20 protein-coding genes and 5 tRNA genes are annotated in these 23512 nt (G+C 45.9%); 1 reads left to right on the top strand and 24 read right to left on the bottom strand.

Annotated elements, in window-relative coordinates; genetic code table 11:
* The first annotated feature begins 85 nt into the window (after window positions 1-85).
* Entirely contained in the window at window positions 86-334 is a 249-nt protein-coding gene (locus VN379_RS17325) for a hypothetical protein (protein ID WP_325536084.1), read from the top strand.
* A 63-nt stretch (window positions 335-397) separates the two neighbouring features.
* On the opposite strand, the gene VN379_RS17320 is transcribed toward VN379_RS17325, so the two are convergent.
* The 24 genes from VN379_RS17320 to VN379_RS17205 form a co-directional block, all read right to left on the bottom strand.
* A tRNA-Leu gene (locus tag VN379_RS17320) sits at window positions 398-482 on the bottom strand.
* A 75-nt stretch (window positions 483-557) separates the two neighbouring features.
* Window positions 558-633 (bottom strand) — tRNA-Lys (locus tag VN379_RS17315).
* An 18-nt stretch (window positions 634-651) separates the two neighbouring features.
* Window positions 652-727: transfer RNA gene (locus VN379_RS17310), tRNA-Lys, on the bottom strand.
* Between the two features lie 97 nt (window positions 728-824).
* Window positions 825-900, bottom strand: a tRNA-Gln gene (locus VN379_RS17305).
* Window positions 901-917: 17 nt separating this feature from the next.
* A tRNA-His gene (locus VN379_RS17300) sits at window positions 918-993 on the bottom strand.
* Window positions 994-1155: 162 nt separating this feature from the next.
* Window positions 1156-3657, bottom strand: a complete 2502-nt coding sequence (hrpB, locus tag VN379_RS17295) for an ATP-dependent helicase HrpB (protein WP_325536082.1) — start codon at window positions 3655-3657, stop codon at window positions 1156-1158.
* A gap of 94 nt (window positions 3658-3751) precedes the next feature.
* Window positions 3752-4411, bottom strand: a complete 660-nt coding sequence (locus VN379_RS17290) for a hypothetical protein (RefSeq protein WP_325536080.1) — start codon at window positions 4409-4411, stop codon at window positions 3752-3754.
* Between the two features lie 207 nt (window positions 4412-4618).
* Entirely contained in the window at window positions 4619-5632 is a 1014-nt protein-coding gene (gene mglC, locus VN379_RS17285; protein ID WP_325536078.1) for a galactose/methyl galactoside ABC transporter permease MglC, read from the bottom strand.
* Between the two features lie 17 nt (window positions 5633-5649).
* Entirely contained in the window at window positions 5650-7167 is a 1518-nt protein-coding gene (locus VN379_RS17280; protein ID WP_325536076.1) for a sugar ABC transporter ATP-binding protein, read from the bottom strand.
* Window positions 7168-7257: 90 nt separating this feature from the next.
* On the bottom strand, window positions 7258-8292 hold the full coding sequence (locus VN379_RS17275) for a galactose ABC transporter substrate-binding protein (protein ID WP_325536074.1): 1035 nt from the start codon (window positions 8290-8292) through the stop codon (window positions 7258-7260).
* Between the two features lie 202 nt (window positions 8293-8494).
* Complete coding sequence (locus tag VN379_RS17270) at window positions 8495-9679, bottom strand: ROK family protein (protein ID WP_325536072.1); 1185 nt, start codon at window positions 9677-9679, stop codon at window positions 8495-8497.
* A 7-nt stretch (window positions 9680-9686) separates the two neighbouring features.
* On the bottom strand, window positions 9687-10673 hold the full coding sequence (gene galE / locus VN379_RS17265; RefSeq protein ID WP_325536070.1) for a UDP-glucose 4-epimerase GalE: 987 nt from the start codon (window positions 10671-10673) through the stop codon (window positions 9687-9689).
* A complete protein-coding gene (locus VN379_RS17260; protein WP_325536068.1) occupies window positions 10670-11659 on the bottom strand; it encodes a hypothetical protein in 990 nt (329 codons plus the stop codon). The genes galE and VN379_RS17260 overlap by 4 nt, the downstream gene beginning before the upstream one ends.
* On the bottom strand, window positions 11610-12782 hold the full coding sequence (locus VN379_RS17255; RefSeq protein ID WP_325536066.1) for a galactokinase: 1173 nt from the start codon (window positions 12780-12782) through the stop codon (window positions 11610-11612). The genes VN379_RS17260 and VN379_RS17255 overlap by 50 nt, the downstream gene beginning before the upstream one ends.
* Window positions 12760-13770, bottom strand: coding sequence for a galactose-1-phosphate uridylyltransferase (galT, locus tag VN379_RS17250; RefSeq protein WP_325536064.1), 1011 nt, complete (start codon window positions 13768-13770; stop codon window positions 12760-12762). Before galT ends, VN379_RS17255 begins: the two co-directional genes overlap by 23 nt.
* A gap of 230 nt (window positions 13771-14000) precedes the next feature.
* Window positions 14001-15272, bottom strand: coding sequence for an ATP-binding protein (locus VN379_RS17245; protein WP_325536062.1), 1272 nt, complete (start codon window positions 15270-15272; stop codon window positions 14001-14003).
* A 29-nt stretch (window positions 15273-15301) separates the two neighbouring features.
* A complete protein-coding gene (ilvB, locus tag VN379_RS17240) occupies window positions 15302-16966 on the bottom strand; it encodes a biosynthetic-type acetolactate synthase large subunit (protein ID WP_325536060.1) in 1665 nt (554 codons plus the stop codon).
* Window positions 16967-16972: 6 nt separating this feature from the next.
* Window positions 16973-17215, bottom strand: a complete 243-nt coding sequence (locus VN379_RS17235; protein ID WP_325536058.1) for an ACT domain-containing protein — start codon at window positions 17213-17215, stop codon at window positions 16973-16975.
* Between the two features lie 401 nt (window positions 17216-17616).
* Window positions 17617-18345, bottom strand: coding sequence for a class II aldolase/adducin family protein (locus tag VN379_RS17230; RefSeq protein WP_325536057.1), 729 nt, complete (start codon window positions 18343-18345; stop codon window positions 17617-17619).
* 5 nt (window positions 18346-18350) lie between these two features.
* Entirely contained in the window at window positions 18351-18815 is a 465-nt protein-coding gene (locus VN379_RS17225) for a pyridoxamine 5'-phosphate oxidase family protein (RefSeq protein ID WP_325536055.1), read from the bottom strand.
* Between the two features lie 94 nt (window positions 18816-18909).
* The gene (gene mutM, locus VN379_RS17220; RefSeq protein ID WP_325536053.1) at window positions 18910-19728 is read right to left on the bottom strand and encodes a DNA-formamidopyrimidine glycosylase; all 819 of its coding nucleotides are present in this window, start codon (window positions 19726-19728) and stop codon (window positions 18910-18912) included.
* A 14-nt stretch (window positions 19729-19742) separates the two neighbouring features.
* Window positions 19743-20807, bottom strand: coding sequence for a GNAT family N-acetyltransferase (locus tag VN379_RS17215; protein ID WP_325536051.1), 1065 nt, complete (start codon window positions 20805-20807; stop codon window positions 19743-19745).
* A 183-nt stretch (window positions 20808-20990) separates the two neighbouring features.
* On the bottom strand, window positions 20991-21851 hold the full coding sequence (locus tag VN379_RS17210) for a YitT family protein (protein WP_325536049.1): 861 nt from the start codon (window positions 21849-21851) through the stop codon (window positions 20991-20993).
* A 33-nt stretch (window positions 21852-21884) separates the two neighbouring features.
* Window positions 21885-23504, bottom strand: coding sequence for an ABC-F family ATP-binding cassette domain-containing protein (locus tag VN379_RS17205; protein WP_325536108.1), 1620 nt, complete (start codon window positions 23502-23504; stop codon window positions 21885-21887).
* Window positions 23505-23512: the final 8 nt, after the last annotated feature.

Here is a 23512-nt window from a genome sequence, read left to right as displayed (position 1 = left end):
CCGCTTACATATCCCAGGGAATATATGGTATGATAAATACAGCAATATATGCTGTTGGAATGTATTGTTCTAGGAGGTCAATTTTATGAGAGCAATCGTGAGTAAAGACTTTTTCCTCAGTCAAACTCTCCCCATCAGAAAAATTGATCGCATAGCAATCTCTGCATATGGGGGCGATTTATCCGGCACCGGTTTAGGTAGTTCAGAAAACTTCCGGATACCGGCACATGTGTTAGAGCCGGGGCAAGTTATTCTTACAGCAACCGAGTGGTGTAACCTACTTGCCAGAGTACAAAATTGGCCAGCCAGTATGGGAATTATTAATTTGCAATAAGTAACGATGAGCGATGCAAATAAAAAGAACTTCCAGGATAAAATCCTGGAAGTTCTTTTTCATTGGTGCGGGAGACAGGAATTGAACCTGCACGCCTCGCGGCGCTAGATCCTAAGTCTAGTGCGTCTGCCAGTTCCGCCACTCCCGCATTGTTTCACAGCTTACCGCTGCAGATGTTATATTATCATAGTAAACTCACTATGTCAATATCAATATTTTCCAGTGGTGACCCACGATGGATTCGAACCATCGACACCCTGATTAAAAGTCAGGTGCTCTACCAACTGAGCTAGTGGGTCTAAAACATAAAAGATAGATGGTGACCCACGATGGACTCGAACCATCGACACCCTGATTAAAAGTCAGGTGCTCTACCAACTGAGCTAGTAGGTCATGGTATTAAGGCTGTTCCCCGCTAACGCTTGGAACTAAGCGATTCGCACAGGTTTCCACGTCGCTTACGCTCCTGGGAACCTGGCTCTCTTGTTTATGGCAGGGGCGGCTGGACTCGAACCAACGCGTGACGGAGTCAAAGTCCGTTGCCTTACCAACTTGGCGACGCCCCTACAATATGGAAATAAATTGGGGTGACTAGAGGGTCTCGAACCCTCGAATACCGGAGCCACAATCCGGCGTGTTAACCACTTCACCATAGCCACCATATGAACGTCGCTTAACGACAGAATTTATTCTATCATGCCAAATTAATTATGTCAAGGGTCATTATTTCCTTTTTCTATTAACAATAGTTCAGTTGTATTCAGGGACATTTGCCGGATATAACAAGACTTATTTACAGGACAACAACAGGCTTTTGACGTCTATTCTACCGGTTTAGGCCGGACACGTCTTGTCGGGGTAGCGTTCATTGGTTCATCTGGCCAATAATGCTTTGGATATCGTCCCATCAAATCCCTTTTTACTTCAAAATAGGTTTTACGCCAGAAATTTCCTAAATCCTGCGTCACTTGCACGATTCGCTGGGCAGGAGACAACAGATGCAGTGTTAAACGGACTTTCCCCCGCGCAATACACGGCGTTTCGGCAAGCCCGAACATCTCCTGCAGTTTTACAGCAAGCACCGGAGCATCAGGATCACTGTAATCTATGGGGATCCGCTGACTGCTAGGTACAGTCAAATGAGTAGGGGCATAAATATCAAGTTCCTGAAGTTGTTCCCAGCTAAGCATCGCTTCAAATATAGTAGTAAGGTTTAATTGTGCCAGTTGAGCCCGGCTTGTTAAACCGTACACATGCGGCCCTAACCAGCTTTCAAGGGTAGCAAGCAGTGCAGCATCTGAAACATCAGGCCAGCTTTGGTCTCTCCGCTTAATAAACAACAGACGTTGACGCAACTGCTTCGCGGTCCGCGTCCAAGGCAATATTGACAAACCCTCTCCGGCAATCCCGGCAAGTAAAGCAGCTAAAATTTCTGCCGGGTCGGCTTCAGCATACGGACTTTCCTTGAGAATCAGAGTACCCAACCGTTCGCACATCCTCGCCCGCACTGCCTGAACTTCCACATCCCAGGCCACGGTCGCCTCATTAACAATCTGGTGCCCCAGATAGTTCCGTATTTGTTCCAAGGTTATCGGCGCACCAAGAAAAACCCGGCTCTCGCTGCCTTGCCCGTCAAGCTCTGCTGCCACTATATATGAGTCGTGTGCCAGTGACTGTATTTGAGATAACAGAGCGCCACGCCCGTTCTCCAGCAGGAATCTGCCGTTACCCCGTTGTTGTCCGATTCTATCAGGATAGGCCAAAGCCACTACAAGGCCACAGGCCTCAATGTCATCGCCGCAGTTAACCGAAATCCCGAATTGCTGCTTAAGACGGTTGCTTTCCTGCGCAATCCGCCGGCATGAACCTATATCAATTCCTTGAGCAACCATCCCAGCAGGGTCAGTTCTGCTGCTTTGCAGCTTACGGATTGTATCAATACGAAGACGCAAATCAATATCAGCACTGTTGAGGAAGTCCCGCTCACTAAGAATGGCGGCAAGCTCACAGGCTAGCCCACCATAACCAATCTCTACAGCCTTAAATATCATATGCGCTAGTCGCGGGTGCAAGCCAATCTGGATTATCTGCCGGCCATGGGCAGTAATAGCACCATTAGCCACTGCTCCCAGCTTACCAAGCAATTCACAGGCCTTAAGAAATGCCGCTTCCGGCGGTACATCCAGCCATTGCAGCTGTTCGGGGTTAGTAACGCCCCAGGCGGCAAGTTCCAGAGTAAGTGCTGTCAAATCAGCAGCAAATATTTCCGGCGTAGTACTAGGCTCCAAATACAGATCTTCCTGCCTGGTCCAAAGGCGGAAACATGCCCCCGGCCCCAACCGGCCGGCCCGGCCACGGCGCTGGTCGGCGGCTGACCTGGATACCTTTAGTGTCTCCAGACGGGTCAAACCAGTACGCGCTGAAAAGCGCGGCACACGCATTAACCCGCTGTCGATAACACTGCGTACCCCCTCCACGGTAAGGCTTGTTTCAGCAATTGACGTAGCCAGGACAACCTTACGCTTGCCACTCAGGCTTGGTAAAATGGCTAAGTCCTGGTCAGCCAGGGACAGACTGCCATATAAGGGTGCGACTAGTGCATGCTGCGTAATCCCTGCTTGCATTAAATTCGCATGCACCCGTCGTATTTCGCCTGCGCCAGGTAGAAATACCAGTATATCACCTGAACTGTTAGCAAGAGCGCTAAATACAGCTTTCACTACCTGGGCTTCCATACGTTCTTCTGTCCGCCGCTCTAGATAATGAGTTACAACAGGAAAAGACTGGCCGCTGCCGCGGATTACGGGAGCATCGCCCAGCATACCAGCCACGGCATCAGTCTCCAGTGTTGCCGACATGACTAACAGCCGCAAATCCTCTCTAAGAACAGTTTGAGCATCCAAAGCCAAGGCTAAACCGAGATCAGCATGAAGGCTTCGTTCGTGAAACTCGTCAAATATGATTAATCCTACCCCGTCCAGGGCTTGATCAGCCTGAAGCATCCGGGTAAGTATACCTTCAGTAACTACCTCGATACAGGTTCTTGGCCCAATCCGGCTATCTAATCTAACTCGATACCCAACGGTTTCTCCCACTTGTTCACCTAACATTTGGGCCATATAGCGGGCGGCCGCACGTGCCGCCAAACGCCGGGGTTCAAGCATAAGGATACGCCGTCCTTTAAGCCAGGCTTCATTTTTAAGTGCCAATGGAATGCCGGTTGTCTTGCCTGAACCGGGCGGTGCCACAAGCACAGCGTTAACCCGTGAACTTAGGGCCGCCTTAAGATCAGTCAGTATATCCTCAATAGGAAGCCTATTCATGGTCACCTCATAAAACATAAAGTATATATCTGTTATTATATCGAAAAAATCAAACCGTACAAACCGCTTTTGGCGGCAGTACGGTTAATCTTGATTACAATTTAGTTGAAACTACACAACTGATACCATTAAGCTTGTAATCCTCTTTACTGCCCGCCCCAAGAACAGGCACATAAAGATCGACATCTTTGAACTCGCGCACTGAGTAAGAAACATTAAAATATGTATCTTTCCCTATCTTATTACTAATCCCTGCTTCCCAGAATAAAGTATCGCTGCCTGCAATATAAGCAGCAAATAGTGACGATTTTTCGCTAAGCTTTTTAGAACCGGTTATCCCAACATGCATACCTGAAACTTTAGCCTCATTAATTAAGCTATTATAGGATATTTTATTTTGAATCCAACCGGTAACTATCGAAAATTCGGGACTTATCCGGTATAGAAGATTAATTTCTTTCAGATCCGAAACACCGTGAATTGTGTGACCGATAGCAGAAAAATCTTCTGATACAAAATGTCCGCCTTTGTACTGAAGCGCAAAGTTGTCTCCCAGACCAGTGGCCACAGCATATTTAAAGCCGGATTTTCCATCCACCGAATCGTTTATGGCCCCTTTGCCATTAAAAGTTGAATTTAAGGTGCTGCCTAACTCCACGGTTACCGCTCCTGGCGTATAATCAATCGACGGCGAAGCAAATGCCACAGTTCCTGCGAAAACTAATCCTAATGTTGCTGCTATAATTCTTTTCAACTAAAATCTTCCCCCTCTGAGTTTTAAAAGCTGGATATATTAGCTGGTTCTTATATCCACTCCTATATAATACCACAAAAAAGTCAGATGTAAACTGGAGACTAAACAGTCAACGCCTGATTTGCATTATAGCAAATCAGGCGTTTTACTACCGAGCCTATATAATGTATTGAAGTGTTTTGCAGGCGGTTGGGCGTTGTTATCTGATTATTTCTTGGCTAAATATTTCCTGATATCAAAAGCTACTGCAGACACAATGATCAAGCCTTTGATAATAAGCTGCCAATACGGATTCATCCCGATAAACGTTAAACCGTAATTGATAACCCCAAAAATGAGCACACCTGCAACAATACCTGGTACTGTACCAATTCCGCCAGCTGTCGAAACACCGCCGACGACACAGGCCGCAATGGCATCAAGCTCGTACATATTACCATAGTTATTGGTGGCACCGCCGGTCCGCGCGGCTTCCAGAACACCGGCTAAACCATAAAGAGCGCCGGCAATAGAATATAAAATAAGTAAATTAAGTCCAACATTAATACCAGACACTACCGCGGCATTCACATTGCCGCCAATAGCATACATATTTTTCCCCAGCCTGGTTTTATTAAATATAACCCACACCAGGAAGGCTATCAAGGCCGCAATAATAACAATATACGGTATAGAATAAGGACCTGTACCCAAAGCTCCCGAACCAATCTCAGTAAAATCAGGGCGAAGTCCGCCAATTGGTTGTGACTCGTTGGGCTTCATGTCAAAGTAGATGGAGTTTACCCCATAAATAATAACCATGGTTCCCAATGTAGCAATAAATGGCGGAACGCTTAATTTAGCAACAATAAAACCGTTAATTATACCAACAACAAGCCCTGCCAGCACAGCCAGCAAAATGGGCAGCCATAATGGCAGATCAGGTATGTCAGGGTAAAACCGACGCGAGTAATCTGCCACCTGCAGCATTGAAGCCGACAGTACCGCCGTTAATCCAACAACCCGGCCTGTTGACAGGTCAACCCCGCCGGTAATCAAAACAAATGCCGCTCCTAAAGCAATAATTACCCGGGTAGAGGATTGGAGCAAGATGTCACGAATGGTAGTGACTGATAAAAAGCGCGGGTCATACACAGCAATGGCGACTATCAGGACAATCAGCACAATGTAGATCGCGTGCTGCATAAAAAAGTCTTGGATCTTTTTTGCGTCAAAATTCACTGCAGTTAGCCTCCTTGTTAAACCATACGCTGGGTAGCAAGGCGCATGATCTCTTTTTCTGTCGCTTTTTTCCCATCAATAATGCCAGTGACCCGGCCCTCGCACATAACCATAATGCGATCAGACATACCTAAGAGCTCAGGCATTTCGGATGTAATCATAACAATACTTTTGCCCTGCCTGGCAAGTTCTACGATAATAGTATATATCTCAAACTTAGCCCCGACATCGATACCACGCGTTGGCTCATCAAGAAGCAGTATCTCCGGTTCGGTTAGCAGCCATCTGGCCAACAGAACTTTTTGCTGGTTACCACCTGACAGGTTTTTAATTTGAGTCTTGATTGTTGGTGTTTTCACCTGTAATTTTTGAATACTCTGAACTGTATCTGCTTTCCGCAGGGTGTCATTAAGTAAAAAATAGCGTGATTCATATTTGGCCTGTTTGGCAATCGCCGTATTTTCCAGAACCGATAATACGGGAAATATACCGGTGACTCGCCGTTCCTCGGTCAGCAAAGCCATTTTGTGCTCTTTGGCATCAGCAGCAGATCTGATCTTTACCTCTTTCCCCTTTATATAAAACCTGCCTGAGGCCAGGGAACGCAGCCCAAACAGCGCTTCAATGAGTTCGGTACGCTGCGCGCCAACCAGCCCGCCAATACCCAGCACTTCTCCTTTTTTTAGTTCAAAGCTGACATTCTTGAAAGATTTCGGCAATTGCGAAGTCAGCCCTTCTACTTTTAGCACCACATCTCCGGGTACATTGCTCCGCTCAGGGAAACGTTGCGTAAGATCCCGTCCTACCATTTTAGAGATAATCATATCTGTCGTCATTTCATTGGCCGGCCAAGTACCAATCTTACGACCGTCACGCATAATTGTGACTTCATCTGCTATCTCCAGGATTTCTTCCATTTTGTGCGATATATAAATAATCGCTACTCCCCGTTTCTGCAAGTCACGGATGATGGTAAAGAGTTGCTCCACTTCATTCCCGGTCAGAGATGATGTAGGCTCATCCATTACGATGACCTTAGAGTTAAAGGAGACGGCTTTTGCAATTTCAATTGACTGAATCTTAGATACTGACAAACTGCCCACAAGCGCTGTCGGTTTTATGTCCATTTCCAGTTCTTTAAAAAGTATCTCTGTATCTTTAACCATCTTAGTGTGATCAATAAATCGGAACGGTCCAAATCCTTTTACAGGAAACCGCCCCAGCCAGATATTTTCCATAACATTCCGGTGCGGAACCGGGTGCAATTCCTGGTGAATCATCGCAATCCCATTAGTAAGTGCATCTTTCGAGCTATTAATCTCTACCTTTTTACCATTTAAGAATATCTCGCCAGAGTCTGGCTTATAGATGCCAAAGAGGCATTTCATCAGCGTCGATTTCCCTGCGCCATTTTCGCCCATAAGTGCATGTACCATACCGGCACGCACCTTTAACGTAACATCATCAAGCGCTTTCACACCGGGGAATTCTTTGGAGATGTTATTCATTTCGAGAAACATCGGAGTCACGGTCATTATAGCGCCTCTCTTCCTCGGCATTTTATCTGTTTTAATGCAAAGGGGGCAAAGTAAGCAACCTTTGCCCCCTTTCGCATTCACCGTAAACTATTTAGCTTCATTAATATTATCTTTGGTAATCTTCTTATACGCTACCCAGACATACTTGCCATCAACAATGTCAAAACCAGTGTTCTCTTTGCTGGGAGTCTGACCCTGGGCTAAAACATTGGCGATGTTGAAAGTAGCCTTGCCCTGGTTGTTAGCATCATTTAAAACAGTGCCCAAAAGAGTGCCGTCTTCTAAAGCCTTAATGGCCGGGGCAGTAGCATCAACGCCAACGACAGGGATAAACTTGCCATCCTTAAAATAACCTTTGGCTTTAAGGGCTTCAATAGCTCCCAACGCCATATCATCATTATTAGCAAATACAGCCTCAATTTTGTCACCATTAGCAGCAAGGAACGCAGCCATCTTCTCCTGGCCTTTTACACGATCCCACATACCGGTATCTTCAGCAACCTTTTCCACTTTAATGCCGGCATCTTCAACAGCCTTTACTGAGTATTTGGTGCGAAGCTCAGCATCCTGATGACCTGGTTCGCCTTTCAGCATAACATATTGCAGTACGCCGTCCTTGTTTTTATCCATTTCGGGATGAGCTTTCCAGTAATCAACAATAAGTCTGCCGGAAATCGTACCAGACTCCTCTGCCTTAGCGCCTACATAGTAAACTTTATCCCATTTCTTCATATCTTCAGGCAGAGGCTCACGGTTAAAGAAAACAACCGGGGTGTTCGCTTTCTTTGCTTTATCAATAATTACACTGGCAGCAGTCCGGTCAACAGGGTTGATGGCAAGAGCATTTACTTTCTTAGTAATGAAAAGGTCTACTTTGTCATTTTGGGCCGGCTGCGAATTTTGACTGTCAACAATGTCAACTTGCGCTTTACCCTCTGCTGCTTTGGAAATAGCATTACGAACACCTGTCATAAAGGTGTCGTCAAACTTGTAGATAGCTACACCAATAACAGATTTAGCCTTGTCCCCAGCCGGAGCAGGTTGCTGTGAACCACCGCATCCTGCTGCCATTAGGCTTGCCAGCAATGTAGAAACGATAAGCCCTTTCATGTATCTCTTCACTAAAAAACCCCCTCATTTTTTGGATAACTATCTATTATACAGCAGAGATATCGGCCGGTTATCCCCACTCTATAATTCCATGTCAACCCTTTTATTTACATACTTAGTTTAATCTGTAATTTATGACAAATATATGAAATTCCTCAAGATTATAGTATAACTACCAAAAGATTCTGTCAATATTTTTCTGGGTCAGCCCTTACTAACTAACATCGGTTATACTCCCGGCTAGTTCTGAGAACACCATATCGGCTGCACCTTTCATAGTGTTTTCACTTGTTTGGGTTGAATATTTAATCTCAAGGACACTGCTGCAACTCTCAAAAGACCTGAGGGCTACCATATCCCAGACTGTTCTTTCGATATATTGTCTCGCTTTGGCAAGGCCACCGCCAATGACCACCAGTTCAGGGTTAAAAATATTGACTAAATTTGCAATACCAATGCCCAAATAACCGGCGACACGGCTAAGTATTTTGATCGCTAAAGGATCACCTAAATCAGCAGCATGATAGATATCCTCCGCAGTAACTGCCTCCAGGCCGTCGTGCACAATACCGGTAAGCAGCGTAGTCTGACCGCAGCGTATTGCAGCGATCATTAAATCAACCAAGGCCGTTTCTGAAGCCATCGCCTCCATACAGCCACAATTACCACAACTGCATAACGGGCCGGCAACATCGATGACAGTATGGCCAACCTCCCCCGCACTGCCGTTAATCCCCCGGTAGAGAGACCCATTGAACATAATGCCACTGCCAATACCATGGCCCACTTTGAGTAAAACCAGATTATTCGCTCCCTTCGCTACACCGAAATAATATTCTCCATATGCTAAAACATGGGAGTCGTTTTCGATAAAAGCAGGCACACGGTTTTTTTCTTCAATAATATATTTCAACGGAACATTCTTCCAGCCAATATTGGGGGCAAATACCGAGATACCCTCTTTGGTCCTGACCGGACCGCGGATCACAACGCCGATAGCGATAAGCGTGGTAGTGACCGCTTGACGGCATTGGTCAATAACCGCCAGTATCTGCTGCAAAACCGCTTCGTAACTAAGACCCTTGATATTGACGGTTAGCTCAGCATGTGCCTTAAATGCAGCATCAACTACATAGCCAATCATCTTAAAAGAACGGATATGAATAATAATTACCTGACCGGCAGCCGGGTTAATCTTTAGCAGCAGCGGGCGCCGCCCACCACTTGACGCCCCTATCATATAATCACTAATAATACCTAATTCTAATAGCTTATTGGTAATATTGGTTACTGTCGGCGGAGTCAGACCGGTGCATCGTGCTATATCTGCCCTTGATACCGGTCCCTGCCGTCTGATAATGTTAAAGATTTGCTCAGCATTAGGACTCTGTACAGACATGGCTCACCTAACCGGCAAATCCATTAGGATTTCCCTTATGCCATCGCCAGGCTGTGTCAATTATATTTTTAATATCAGTATACTCAGGCTGCCACCCTAAATCCTGACGAATTTTATCCGAACTGGCTACCAGCACAGCAGGGTCGCCGGCACGCCGGGCGGCCACCTCTTTAGGAGCCGTCAAACCGGTTACAGCCTCCGCAGTCTCAATAATCTCTTTAACAGTAAAACCACTGCCATTACCAAGATTGTAAATATCTGACTCGTGCCCGTTATATAAAGCTTTTAACGCCAGAACATGGGCCTGGCCCAAATCGCTCACATGAATATAATCCCGCACACAGGTGCCATCCTTAGTAGGGTAATCATCACCAAAAATCTTAAGCCGGTCCATTTTACCAAGACAAGCTTTGAGCACCAGCGGTACTAAATGGGTTTCCGGCTCGTGATCTTCACCAATATCACCGGTTACATCAGCCCCACAGGCATTAAAGTAGCGCAATGCAATATATTTGAGACCATAAGATCGGGAATAATCGGCCATTGCATTCTCCATAATTAGCTTAGTCCGGCCATAAACGTTGGTCGGTTGTTTTATGACAGTCTCGGTGATGGGTGATGTTTCCGGCTCACCATACACTGCCGCGGTTGATGAGAATACCAGTTTTTTCACACCATTTGCCAGCATAACATCTAACAAGTTCAAAGTTCCTACGACATTATTGTGGTAATAGTCCCGCGGCTGAAGCATCGAAACACCTACCAGGCTGTAGGCCGCAAAGTGAACGACTGAGCTGATCTCATAGCGTTTAATTGTATCAGCAAGCAAGGTACTGTCAAAGATGTCACCTTCAACAAATATACTGTTTTTTATTGCCTGCCGATGGCCTGTAACCAGATTATCATATACCACGACATTACTGCCTGCCTTTTCCAAAAGCCGCACAGTATGTGAGCCAATATAGCCCGCGCCGCCAGTTACCAAAACATTCATAACAGTGCCTCCAAATCAATAATAAGATACCATTCCAGTGCAGCTCCCGGGGCTATCGCCTGCAGTGTGTTTAGCCGATGAGCAATCTCAAGTGAATCGTAATAGCCTGTAGCCGGCTCGAGTGCACAGTTATATTCATCTTTAAATCCGCCTTGATTGATCCATACACCAAGGTACGGAACGGTTTCCTTAGGGAAATAAAGGGTATAGAGCAGTTGGTTACTATTTAACGTTAAAGCTGCCTGGCCATGTTTAACCCTGCCTTTTACATAAATCTTCTCCGCAGCCCGGGCAGATTTAGGCTTAATCCTGTTTATACAGCAGGTACTGCCCTTGCTGCTGACAGTCAGCGGGAAGCTGTGTTCAGTACCTGCCGGGCCTAACATTGTACTGTTATGAACATTAACAACCCGGCCTGCCTCCGGCAGGATAATTCGTGTATTTTCATCACAAGCAGTCAGGCCATGAAATGCCCACAGGCCGTAAAGTGCCTCATCCCCGGTGTTTATTACCCGGTAATCAAGGCGTACACTGCTGCTGCCCAGAGTAATTACCCGCTTAAAATCATAAGGCAGGGATTGACCTTGTGTGCAGGACAACACCTGATCTTCTACAGCCGTAACACTCCAGGGAATGCTCCATAAGTCCCCATGGTCAGGTAATCGGGCTGAATAACCACGATCCGGATACAGGCAGGCGTCAATTGTAGGGTACATTTCATCGGCACCGGCCGTATCGTACTCAGCAAAGCTTGCCCCATACTGACTCAAGCGAAACACTCCGTCAGTTGGTTGAAAAAACACTTCAAAATTTTGCGGCTTATACCATAATGAGGCGATTTTCGCGCCTAGTTGCGGCAATACTATCAGTCTGATGGTTTCATTCTCGAGGATAACACCCTCAAGCCCTTTGTATTTGCCACGATAAATATTCATTTTAACCACTACCTTCAACAAGGCTGACACCATCGGCGATACCTGCCACATAAAAATCAGCATCCCGGCCGGTGCCTGCGTTGTACCCGTTGGCTACAGCTGCCGTAAACTGTTTTAACTGGTCTGTTTTAACCAAGGCAATGGCACAACCGCCAAAACCAGCACCAGTCATGCGGGCACCCGCGCACCCCGGCGCCCCAAGAGCCGTGTCAACGATAACGTCAAGTTCAGGCCCTGTCACTTCATAATCATTTCTGAGCGAGCTGTGCGACTGGGTCATTAATCGGGCAAAGCCTGCAACCTCACCATTTTCCAGCAACTGAACGGCAGCATGAACCCGGTTGTTCTCTGTTACAACATGCCTGGCCCGGCGGCGTAATACACCATCGGTTAAATAGGCATCAATATCAGCAGGTGCTGCCTGACAAAGGTTACTGATCGGTTTATAGCCCTGGAGAATGGCCAGAGCCTGCTCACACTCGCTGCGCCGCTCATTATATTTGGATTCAGCCAATTCCCGCTTTTTATTGGTATTCATTATGACCAGACTATAATCTTCCAGAGCGACCGGGATATATTTATAACTCAATGTCTCACAATCAAGCAGTATCGCACAATTCTCTTTACCCATGGCCACCGCGAATTGATCCATTATCCCGCAGTTAACCCCGATAAACCGGTTCTCCACCCTCTGACAAAACTGGGCAAGTTCAGCCCGGTCAATATTATCGTCACCGTTTACAGTGCGCAGCATAAAAGCTGTCAACACCAGCAGTGCAGCTGAAGAAGACAATCCGGTGCCATCAGGCAGATTCCCCGCAATCAGAATATCACAGCCAGTCAGCGAAAAACCACTATCCAGCAATTGCTTAATAATACCCTTGGGGTAGTTAGCCCAGCCTTCAGCGAGGGTGTACACAATTGGTTTGGTTAAGTCAACCGTTATTGAGGGTGTGGTATTAAGTGACTTGAGAACAATCAGTCCATCCTGTCGCAACCGGATAGCACCATAGATACCAAGAGTCAGTGCGGCAGGGAAAACATAACCACCATTATAATCAATATGTTCACCAATCAGATTAACCCGGCCTGGCGAAAAAAAGTACTGTACCGGCAGACCGCCAGCGCCATATTCCTGCTTAAATGCCGTCTTAAGAGTGTCCACATTCATCATGCAGCTCCCCCTTTGTCCTCACGAACCGCGCATAGGCCTTTCTAAGAGTTTCTGCCGTCTGCTCAACCGCCATAGGGTTACAGGCCGCCCATGCCCCCATTTCTGAAGAAGCATAGAATTTAATTTTATTCTCTTCTCTAAGCGGGGGATAGAACTCAATATGGAAATGGTAATAGCCAGCAGCATCAGCATACTCAGCAGAATTGACCGGTGTTTGATGAATACACATCATATAAGGGAACGGCTTGTTAAATAAAGTATCAAACGCACCGGTAACATTTTTGAGCAAGGCAGCCAGATCCCGCCTTTCCTGACTGCTCAATTGTGTAATATTCCCCCGGTGCTGTTTACTGACAATGAATACACCATAAGGGTAATCGGTAAAAAAGGGCAAATAGGCTAAGAATGTATTGTTCTCGGCAATAATTCGCTGTTTAAAATCAATTTCTTCCCTATTCATAGCACAGATCAGGCAATGCTCTTTGCTCTGATAATAATCCTGGCAACTATCCAGCTCGACCTGGATTTTTTGCGGAACAAAAGGATACGCGTAGATTTGACCATGAGGATGAGGCATAGTCACCCCCACTTCTTCGCCCCGGTTCTCAAACTGAAAAATATATTTTATCTTAGGGTCTTTCGCCAACTCAACATATCGCTCAGCCAGCAAATTAATTAATTTCTCGATATGATCAACAGATAAACCTGGCAGGGTTGCAGCATGTTCAGGCGAGTATAAGATAACCTCGCACTTTCCATAGTTTTCCACTGCCTTATATGGCCCGCTGCCTGATAATTCAGGATCGACCGGGCTTAAGGACAAAGCCGGGAAATCGTTGTCGTATTTATGTACTTCGTAATGATCAGGAACTTTACCTGACCCCGGACAAAACGGGCACCACCCTTGGGGAAGATGAGGTCTGGCCTGTCTGTTTGATGCAACCATAGTCCATGTTGAGAGTAAAGGGTTCCATCTAAGTTCTGCCATACTTTGCCTCCAAAACATTATTAAAGCACTTTATTAAATACTTTACTAAGTCCTTGCCTAACTAATTCATCATTGATTTCTAAAATTCCTCTTTATTCTGAAAATTTTCATATAAAAACAAGACCCGGCTTAAGCCAAGTCTTATTTTATAGTTTCCAATAAAGAGTTACAGCATGCAGCCACAATCAGTATGACATCGCAGCGCCAGGATAAGCGTCACTAGTCGATAACTAATTGGCAATATTCCCCCCCAGATAGTCAATAAATTGCTTGGCAATCCGGCCAGAGCGCCCTGAATGCGACATTTCCCAGCGCAATGCCTCCGACCTAAGCTCAGCACTTGTCAGGCCGATGCTATTTTTCCGGGCAATCTCTTCAACAATCTTGAAGTACTCTTCCTGATTAGGCAACGTATAAAACAGGGTAACACCAAACCGATCGGCAAGTGAGATCTTCTCATTAACCGTATCCTGCCGATGCAATTCATTGCCCTCGCGATCATCCCAGGTCTCTTTAATCAGGTTCCGCCGGTTAGATGTCGCATAAATCAGGACATTATCCGGCCTGACCTCCACCCCGCCATCAATAAGTGACTTTAAGATTTTATATTCTGCTTCATACTCCTCAAACGATAGATCATCAATAAATAAGATGAATTTCTTCCCCCATTGCCGTAGAACTGTCATAATCTCAGGGATTTGTTTAAAGTCAGCTTTAGATATCTCAATAATCCTGAGGCCCTGATCAAAATAACGGTTGACTACAGCTTTTACCGAAGACGACTTGCCAGTACCTCTGGCGCCAACCAGCAGTACATTATTGGCTGGTTTTCCACACATAAAAGCCTCGGTGTTACGCACAAGTTCGGTCTTCTGATATTCATAGCCGACGATATCACCTAACTGCACAGGATCAGTATGCTCGATACCAACAAGCTCCCGCCGCTCAGAATCCCACTTAAATGCGCCATAACCAGCCAACCGGCCGCAGCCGTAGCGGTTGTAGTATTGACTAAGGGCAGTAACAACAGCCTCCGGTGTATGGTTTTCCGATATATCCAGAAACAGGTCCCTTAGCAAAGCTAGATTGTGGAATTCTGCCTGCCTGTTCCCCTGAATCCCGTTAGTTGGAAGATAATCCTCAATAATTGCAGTAACTTCATCGCCAAACTGCCTGGCGAGCCCCGCCTTTAGCAGCCTCTTTAGAATCACTATATCATGGGCTACAGCCTTTGCCAGACTGCTCTCGGCCTTGGTACCGTCCTTGCCGGCAATACTGCTGAATACATTTTCGTCACATCCGAGCAAACATAATAAGTAGTTTTCCGGAATATTACCGGCCATCTGATTTGCTTCAGCCCACTCAATTAATCGGGCACCTATGGCATATTGGTTGCAGGCATCCCCATGGGTGCCAAGTGATTGAAGCCCTTTTACAATACTATCACTAAGTAAGTTGCGGTAAATCAACAAGTTCTCCAGCTTGATACAGTTTTCTGTCACAATAAGTCCTCCCGTAAATGCAAAGTATTTTAATCAATAAACTGATCAATCGGTTGGCCAGGATATACCATCGGATTAACAATCAGATCAGTATCAATATCAGCAATAATTACTGTGGGTAGCGCCGACCCGAGGGCCTGCTTAAAAGCTGCCGCAAATTCATCTGGTGTAGATGCTGACAAAGCTACTGCACCACATACCCTGACAAACCCGGCAAAATCAAATTCAGGCAAAAGTGTTGAGGAATAACGCTTATCAAAAAACAAGTGCTGCCATTGCCGCACCATTCCTAAAGAGCGGTTATTTAAAAGCACGCAGATGAGTGGCAACCTCTGATTGACAGCAGTATGCAATTCCATTCCCGTCATTTTAAAGGCACCGTCACCGGCAATCAGCACTACCTTCCGGTCCGGGCAGCCAATCTGAGCCCCAATCGCCGCAGGTAACCCAAAACCCATTGTCCCCAGACCGCCGGAGGTAACCCAATCCCGCGATCCTTTTATATGCAGATGCTGCGCTGCCCACATCTGGTTCTGCCCAACATCAGTAACCCAGGTAACAGGCAGGTTAACTGTCGTTTCTGACATGTGTCGCATGATCCAGGGGGGTGTCAGATGCTCCTGGTCATATGCAGGTGGAAACTGGCGCTGCCAAGTTCCCACCTGCTCCCACCAGTTCCTTAAACGCTGCTTATTTACCGTCATGCAATTAACCAATTGTGTTAACGACTGACCCAACTCACCGGCGATGGTGATATCTGCCGCTATATTTTTATCAAACTCGGCCATATCCACATCAAAGTGAATAACAGTCTTACCTACAGCATACCGCTTAGGATCGCCGGTGACCCGGTCACTAAACCGGGTTCCTACCGCCACGATAACATCAGCATGAGTTACTGTCAAGTTTGCAGTTTTATGCCCATGCATGCCTGTTAATCCCAGGAACCGGGGATATCCATACGGAACAGCCCCCAGTCCCATCAGGGTGCTGACTATTGGTATCCCGCTGAGTTCGGCAAGTTGTAATACTTGCTGCTCAGCATTACCGGCTTTGACACCGCCGCCAACTACCAGAACCGGCTGCTGTGCCGCCCCCAAAACCTTACCTGCAGCCCGCACCTGCTCTGCCACTGGACTTGCTGCTGCTTGGTCTTTATAATGAACAACTGCTATTTCCGGGCAATAATCACTTACACCTAACAGGATATCCCGGGGCACATCGATAAGCACAGGTCCAGGGCGGCCGCTCCTGGCAATAGCAAAGGCCTGTTGTATAGTCTCTGCCAGTATTTCAATATCCCTGACAAGAAAGTTATGTTTAGTTACCGGCATAGTGATGCCGGTAATATCAATCTCCTGAAAGGCATCCCGCCCTAATAACGCAGTAGCTACCTGTCCGGTAATAGCCACAACTGGTGAAGAATCCATAAATGCGGTTGCCAAACCTGTAACAAGATTTGTTGCTCCTGGCCCGGAGGTGGCAATACAGACCCCAACGCGACCAGTAGCCCGGGCATAGCCATCGGCTGCATGTGCGGCCCCTTGCTCATGCACTGGCAGAATATGACGTAGCGGCGCATCATACAAAGCATCATATAAAGGCATGATTGCCCCGCCAGGGTAGCCAAACACGGTATCGACCCCAAGTTTGAGCAAACTATCAACAATTATTCTACTCCCTGTCATTTTCATTAACAGTTAGCCTCCCATGTAACAATCCTCAACTTTAACGACATCGACAAGTTTAGATACATGACTATATAATTGCCGGGGCGCGGCCTGGCTGGTAACAACCGCAGTAACCTGAACATGTCCCTGGCAGGAGTCGGGCCCCACCGAGAGACTCTCAATGACATAACCCCGCCGGTATAAAAGCCCTGTCAGCCGGACAAGTGAATCTCCCTGTCTTTTCAGTATGATTGAAATCCCTTGTTTCATCATAACGCCCCTTTCTCAATTAAAAACCGCCCCTGTTGCATAGGTAAACCTACACAACAGGGGCGGACATATTCCGCGGTACCACCCTGCTTTACACTCATCCACCGGCTATCACCAGCTGCTCTGTTAACGTAGAGCCTACGCCCGGCTTAGAGATGTTCCGCAAGCTAAAACACGGAACATGTTAGGCAGGGAGTTCATGGGTGATTTAGAATAGTCACACCGCACCGGTTCACACCAACCACCGGCTCTCTGTAACGGATTAGTGAATATTCCGCTCCCAGTCATCACTGTTTTTGAGTACAGTATCAAATTTATGACCTTAGTGCAAATACATCAATACATCTTAATTATACTTTGTATACATTATCCCAAAGAATACGGGCATTGTCAAGAGTATGTTGTTACATTCCATCCCGTTTTTCCACATTATTGCGACTGCACTGTAAAGCACAATCCACCCCACAGAGGTTTGCCGGCAGCCGGCCTGCCGGCGCTGCTTGCTTTTTCAAGGCGTATAGTTTCTCGATCTGAGTTATCGATAGCTCCTGTGCACGGCCTAATTGCATCGACAAAAATGTCAGTTTCGCATAAAACTCCACTGATTCCAGTTTATGATATGCCGTAACTAAATCTGCCCCCCAGGCTAACGCCCCGTGGTTTGCCAATAACACTGCATCAAACTGCTCCAGATAACCGGCTACTGCCTCAGGTATCTCATTGGTAGAAGGAGTTCCGTACTCCGCTACCGGTACACACCCCAGAGCAACAACAGCCTCTGCGACCAACGGCTTATTTAGCGGCATATGCGCAATAGCAAACGTCGTGGCATAAGGCGGATGAGCATGTACAACCGACCGGACATCAGGGCGATCTTTATATACCCGCAGATGCATTTTAAGTTCTGACGAAGGTTGCCAGGTGTCATTGGCCATAAGCACATTACCTTCCATATCTACCTTAATCAGCATCTCAGGCGTCATAAAGCCCTTACTCACCCCGGTCGGAGTGGTGATAAGCTCACCCCCGCTCAGCTTTACAGTAATATTGCCGTCATTAGCTGCAACGAAACCGCTGTCATACATGCGCTTACCTATCTGACATATTTGTTGTTTAACCTCATTCTCGCTCACAGCTATCACGCCCGTACTTTGCCAGTGATATGCTCAATAACAACCTTTATTACGGTTGTTTTATCCCCTGCCTTCCGGGCATATTCTGCCCCTGCCACCATATGCTCAGGGGCATATTTGCTGATGAGCGCAAGCAATACCGCTTCTTTTTCCGGCCCCTGTACTGGACTGGCCTTCCCAAAAACAATAACACTTTCATAGTTTGTCGTAAATTTTTCGGGTAATGATTTTTTATCACCGACAACGCAAAAAGAAACCTTACTATTAGCAGTAATGTTATCTAGTTTGTGCCCTTCACCGGCACTGTGGAAATATATGCTGCCTTCTTTATATACATAGCTAAGCGGTACTCCATACGGAACACTGTCCGGATTTACCGTTGACAGCACTCCATACTCGCACTTCTCCAAAATAGCAACAGTATCTTCAACACCCGCTTGCCGGTCACAGCGCCGCATTTGTTTAAACATCTCCATCACTCTCCATGCCATTTATTGGTATACTATAGCAAACTATAGCACAAAGGTAAATAGGTACAGGGTCAGCCAAAGCCTGACCCTGTACCTATTTCTGGCAGGCAGGACAATAAAAAGCATTCCTGCCCCCCACACGTTTAGTCTCGATCAGCTGACTACAAACAGTACATGGCTGGCCTGTCCGATAAGCAACCTGCAAGTAAGGCTCAAACCCACCTGTTAAATTATCATCTGAAGCAAACTTTTCCTCATACACACCACCGAATTTTATCGCCCGGGCTAAGATTTCCCTGATACAATGATATAGGTTCTGCCGTTCTGCTGTTGTAAGCTGTGAAGCCTTGCGCTCAGGCATAATCCGGCTGCAGAACAGCGCCTCATTAGAATACACATTACCAATGCCTGCAATAAATTCCTGATCCAAAAGCAGCGGTTTAATCATTCCCTTATGCTGTGCCAATAGCTCCAAGAATTTTCCCAGGGTAAAATCCGCTGCAAGCGGTTCAGGGCCAAGCCTGTCCAATTCATGCATCTCAGCCAGGTTTACCGTAGGAACCAGGTGAAGATAGCCCAGGTTAAGCTTAAAAAAAGCTAACTTTTGCCCCGAATTCAGCATAAATACAACCGTAGGCCTCCCGGTTAGCTCTTCACTGGGATAAAATAAGCGCATATACCCCTCAAGCATGAAATGCACAACAAGCGCGTGTTTATTCGACAGACTGATGATGATTTGCTTCGCACGCCTGCGAATAGCAGTGATCTGCTGGGCGGTTGTGGCGCCGATAAAATCTTGAACAGGCACATTAAGCGCTTTCTCACGATTGACAGTCACTTGTTCAATAACCTGTCCTTGTACCTTATGTTCAAGATGCACTCTGACAGTTTCAATCTCAGGAATTTCAGGCATAAAATATCCCTTCCCTAATTTTGTTTTCTAAGTGGACTTCTGCCGGTTAGAGCAGGCAGTCTGCCCGGGGCTACGACCCGGCTTGTTTCTTTTAGCTTTATCGCCGAAGGCCGGAACATCAGGTGATAGGCTAAATCACTTCTGAATCCCAGTTCCTCCAACGCTCTTTGTTTAGAAGAATCGTCACTGTAGATGGTGGTACTAATAATACCCTGGCAGCCATTGGCGATTAAAATGCTGCTGGCTTTTTCAATGATAACCTGCCGCAGGGGCTCATGCGACGGGTGAAGAATCAGGCTAAACATATGACTGTTTGCTTTCAGATAACTGTTAATTGTCAACAAAGCCACTATTTTCCCTTGCTGTTCCACGACATAGTTCTTTTGCTGTTTCCGCATCAGGCTGTTCTTAAGCCATTCCAGGTTTCTAACCATCATACTGGGGTTAAATTCGCCATAAGTCCGTTTAACTACCCGACGTAATGATAACGGAACTGATTCCAGGTATAAGCGGTAGAGCCTGGCTCTGTCCGCTCCCCTGAGTTCACGGAATCCGCTTAGAACCTCAGCCTGCGCTACCGGCAAATCATAACCTGGAGTTAAAGGCTTTGCATAATGCAGTATTTGGGTTATTTGCCTAAATCCCAGGCGCCGGTAAAAGCTACAGGCCGGATTGTCAACCCGAACCTCAAGTACGACATCATAATCATTAACATCAGCTACATCTTTCAGCAGCTTTGTTAAAACCCAGGTACCCAGCCCCTGGCCCCGGTATTGTTTACTAAAGGCTATGTAGTCAACATGCAGCTGCGTTTGGTTAAGATATGATACCTGAATGAAACCAATAACCCGCCCCGTTATTTTTACAACATAAATGTTAAAATGATTTCTAATCCAGGCTGAAAACTTGCTTAAGGGATGGAGGATATAGTAAAACTGCCTGGTGCGATGGATACGGCGTCTAATTTGGTCTATATCAATCTCATCGCCAAAAGCACTGGCAAATAATTGTTCCAATTGCTTTAAATCCGGACGCTGTACCTTTTCAATTGTGACATGCTCGAAGGTATTATCAGACATATTTTTCTCCTATAATAGCTTATTCAACTATTATAGGTAATTATTGTATCACCTATCCCTGAATCCTGCTTTATACACTCTACACCAGGAAAGAGATGCACAAAAGAGATTGCGTTACTATTGTTTGCAATGAGGTTCACTTTCCGGCATTGCAAGAACAGTATGGCAATCTCTTTTTTAACATTAGTGTATAGCCTTTTTCTTGACCCTGCCACCCAGGACGTCATGGACCTCTTGAATGGTGACAAAGGCCCCTTCATCTTTTTCATAAATAATCGACTTGAGCTTGGCAATCTCCAAACGGGTTATAACCGAATACAACACCTTTTTGGGTTCGCCGGTAAACCCGCCGGCACCATGGAGCACCGTCACTCCCCGTCCCAGCCGGGCCATCAGCGCTTCAGCAATTTCATCAGGATTATCAGAAACGATTATAACCCCTTTGGACTCATCCAGGCCTTCAATCGTAACATCAATAACTTTAAAGGCAATAAAATACGCGACCAGCGAGTACATCGCCTTCTCCCAGCTAAACACCAGACCGGCACTGCTTAGGATAAACAAGTTAAAAAACATGATAATCTCGCCGACAGAAAAGCCACTTTTTTTATCCAGGAGTATCGCCATAATCTCTGTCCCATCAAGCGAACCGCCGTTCCTGATAATTAGTCCGACCCCAAGCCCCAGGATAATGCCGCCAAAAACAGCCGCCAGGAACAAGTCCTGCGTCAGCTCAGGCACAGGATGAAGCACATAGACCCATCCGGCCAGCGAGATAATGGAAAACAAGGTTGACAAAGCAAAACTTTTGCCAATCTGCTTGTACCCAATATATAAAAACGGCAGGTTTAACAAAATCACAAAAATACTCAAGTCGATACCGGTAATATGGCTGGACATAATAGCAATACCGACAATGCCACCGTCAATAATCTGATTAGGTACTAAAAAGATTTCAAGACCTATGGCGGCAAAGATAGACCCAACAAAAAGCGTTAGATATTTCTTTATATGAAAAGCCGCCACACTCCGGGGTTGTGGCATATCATCGCCTCCTTAGATTTGATCTTACATCAATTACTTTCCGTATAATGTTGCTAATAGTTTTTTTACATCAGCATTCTCCAGATACTCATCATAAGTCATGGTACGGTCAACAATGCCATTTGGTGTAATCTCAATAATACGATTGGCAATTGTTTGAATAAACTGATGGTCATGAGATACAAACAAAAGCGTGCCTTCATAGTTTGTCAGCCCGGTGTTTAATGAGGTAATTGATTCTAAATCCAGGTGATTTGTTGGCTCATCCAGCAACAGAACATTAGCGCCGCTTAACATCATTCTTGATAACATGCAGCGGACTTTCTCACCACCGGATAAAACAGTGGCTTCTTTTTGGCTCTCCTCGCCGGAAAACAGCATTCTCCCCAGGAAACCACGGATAAAGGATTCTTCCTGGTCCCGGGAAAATTGTCTCAGCCAATCAACAAGGTTCAGCTCTACGCCGTCAAAATACTGGGAGTTATCTTTGGGGAAATAGGCCTGGCTTGTAGTCACGCCCCATTTGAAAGAACCGCTGTCAGGCTCCAGTTCCCCCATGAGAATTTTGAAAAGTGTTGTTTTAGCTGTTCCCTCAGGGCCAACGAAGGCAATCTTATCCCCTTTATTAACCATAAAGCTGATATCGTTTAATACTTGCTCATCCTCAATTTTTTTGCTGATGTTTTCCACTGTTAAGAGCTGTGCACCAGCCTCACGATCAGGCTTAAAGGCCACATATGGGTACTTCCGGGAGGATGGGCGAATATCATCAATCGTAATTTTATCAAGCAGCTTTTTACGGGAAGTGGCCTGCTTAGACTTAGAGGCATTAGCGCTAAAGCGTTGGATAAAGCTTTGCAGGTCTTTAATCTTTTCTTCTTTTTTCTTATTGGCTTCTTTCGCCAGCTGCAAAGCAAGCTGACTTGATTCTAACCAAAAATCATAGTTACCGACATATAGTTGGATGTTCTGGAAATCAATATCGGCAATATGGGTACATACCTGGTTTAAAAAATGCCTGTCATGGGATACAACAATAACAGTGTTAGGGAAATCAGCCAGAAAATCTTCCAGCCAGGAAATAGAATCAATATCAAGGTGATTCGTAGGTTCGTCCAGCAGCAGAATATCAGGGTTGCCAAACAAAGCCTGGGCTAAGAGCACCCTTACTTTTTCGTTACCACTGATTTCTCCCATCTTTAATTGATGGAGCTCTTCCTTAATCCCTAAACCGTTTAACAGCTTAGCCGCTTCTGTTTCGGCATCCCAACCATTTAATTCAGCGAATTCGCACTCTAGCTCTGATACCCGTATCCCATCCTCATCGGAAAAATCCGGTTTGGCATATAGAATATCCTTTTCTTCCATAATGGCATATAGACGGGCATGGCCCATAATAACTGTTTTTAAAACCTCAAATTCATCAAATTCATAATGATTTTGTTTAAGTACTGCCAGGCGTTCACCTGACGAAATAGCAACATCACCGGTGGTCGGCTCAACTTCACCGGACAATACCTTCAGAAAAGTCGATTTGCCGGTGCCGTTAGCGCCAATAAGGCCATAGCAATTGCCAGGAGTAAATTTTATATTGACATCTTTAAACAAAACGCGCTTCCCAAACTGTAATGTCAGGTTATTTGTACTAATCATCGTTATTC

Source organism: Sporomusa sp. (assembly GCF_035561255.1).
Lineage (GTDB): Bacteria > Bacillota > Negativicutes > Sporomusales > Sporomusaceae > Sporomusa.
Note: the sequence above shows the minus strand (reverse complement) of the source record. Positions and strands in the feature narration are given on the sequence as shown.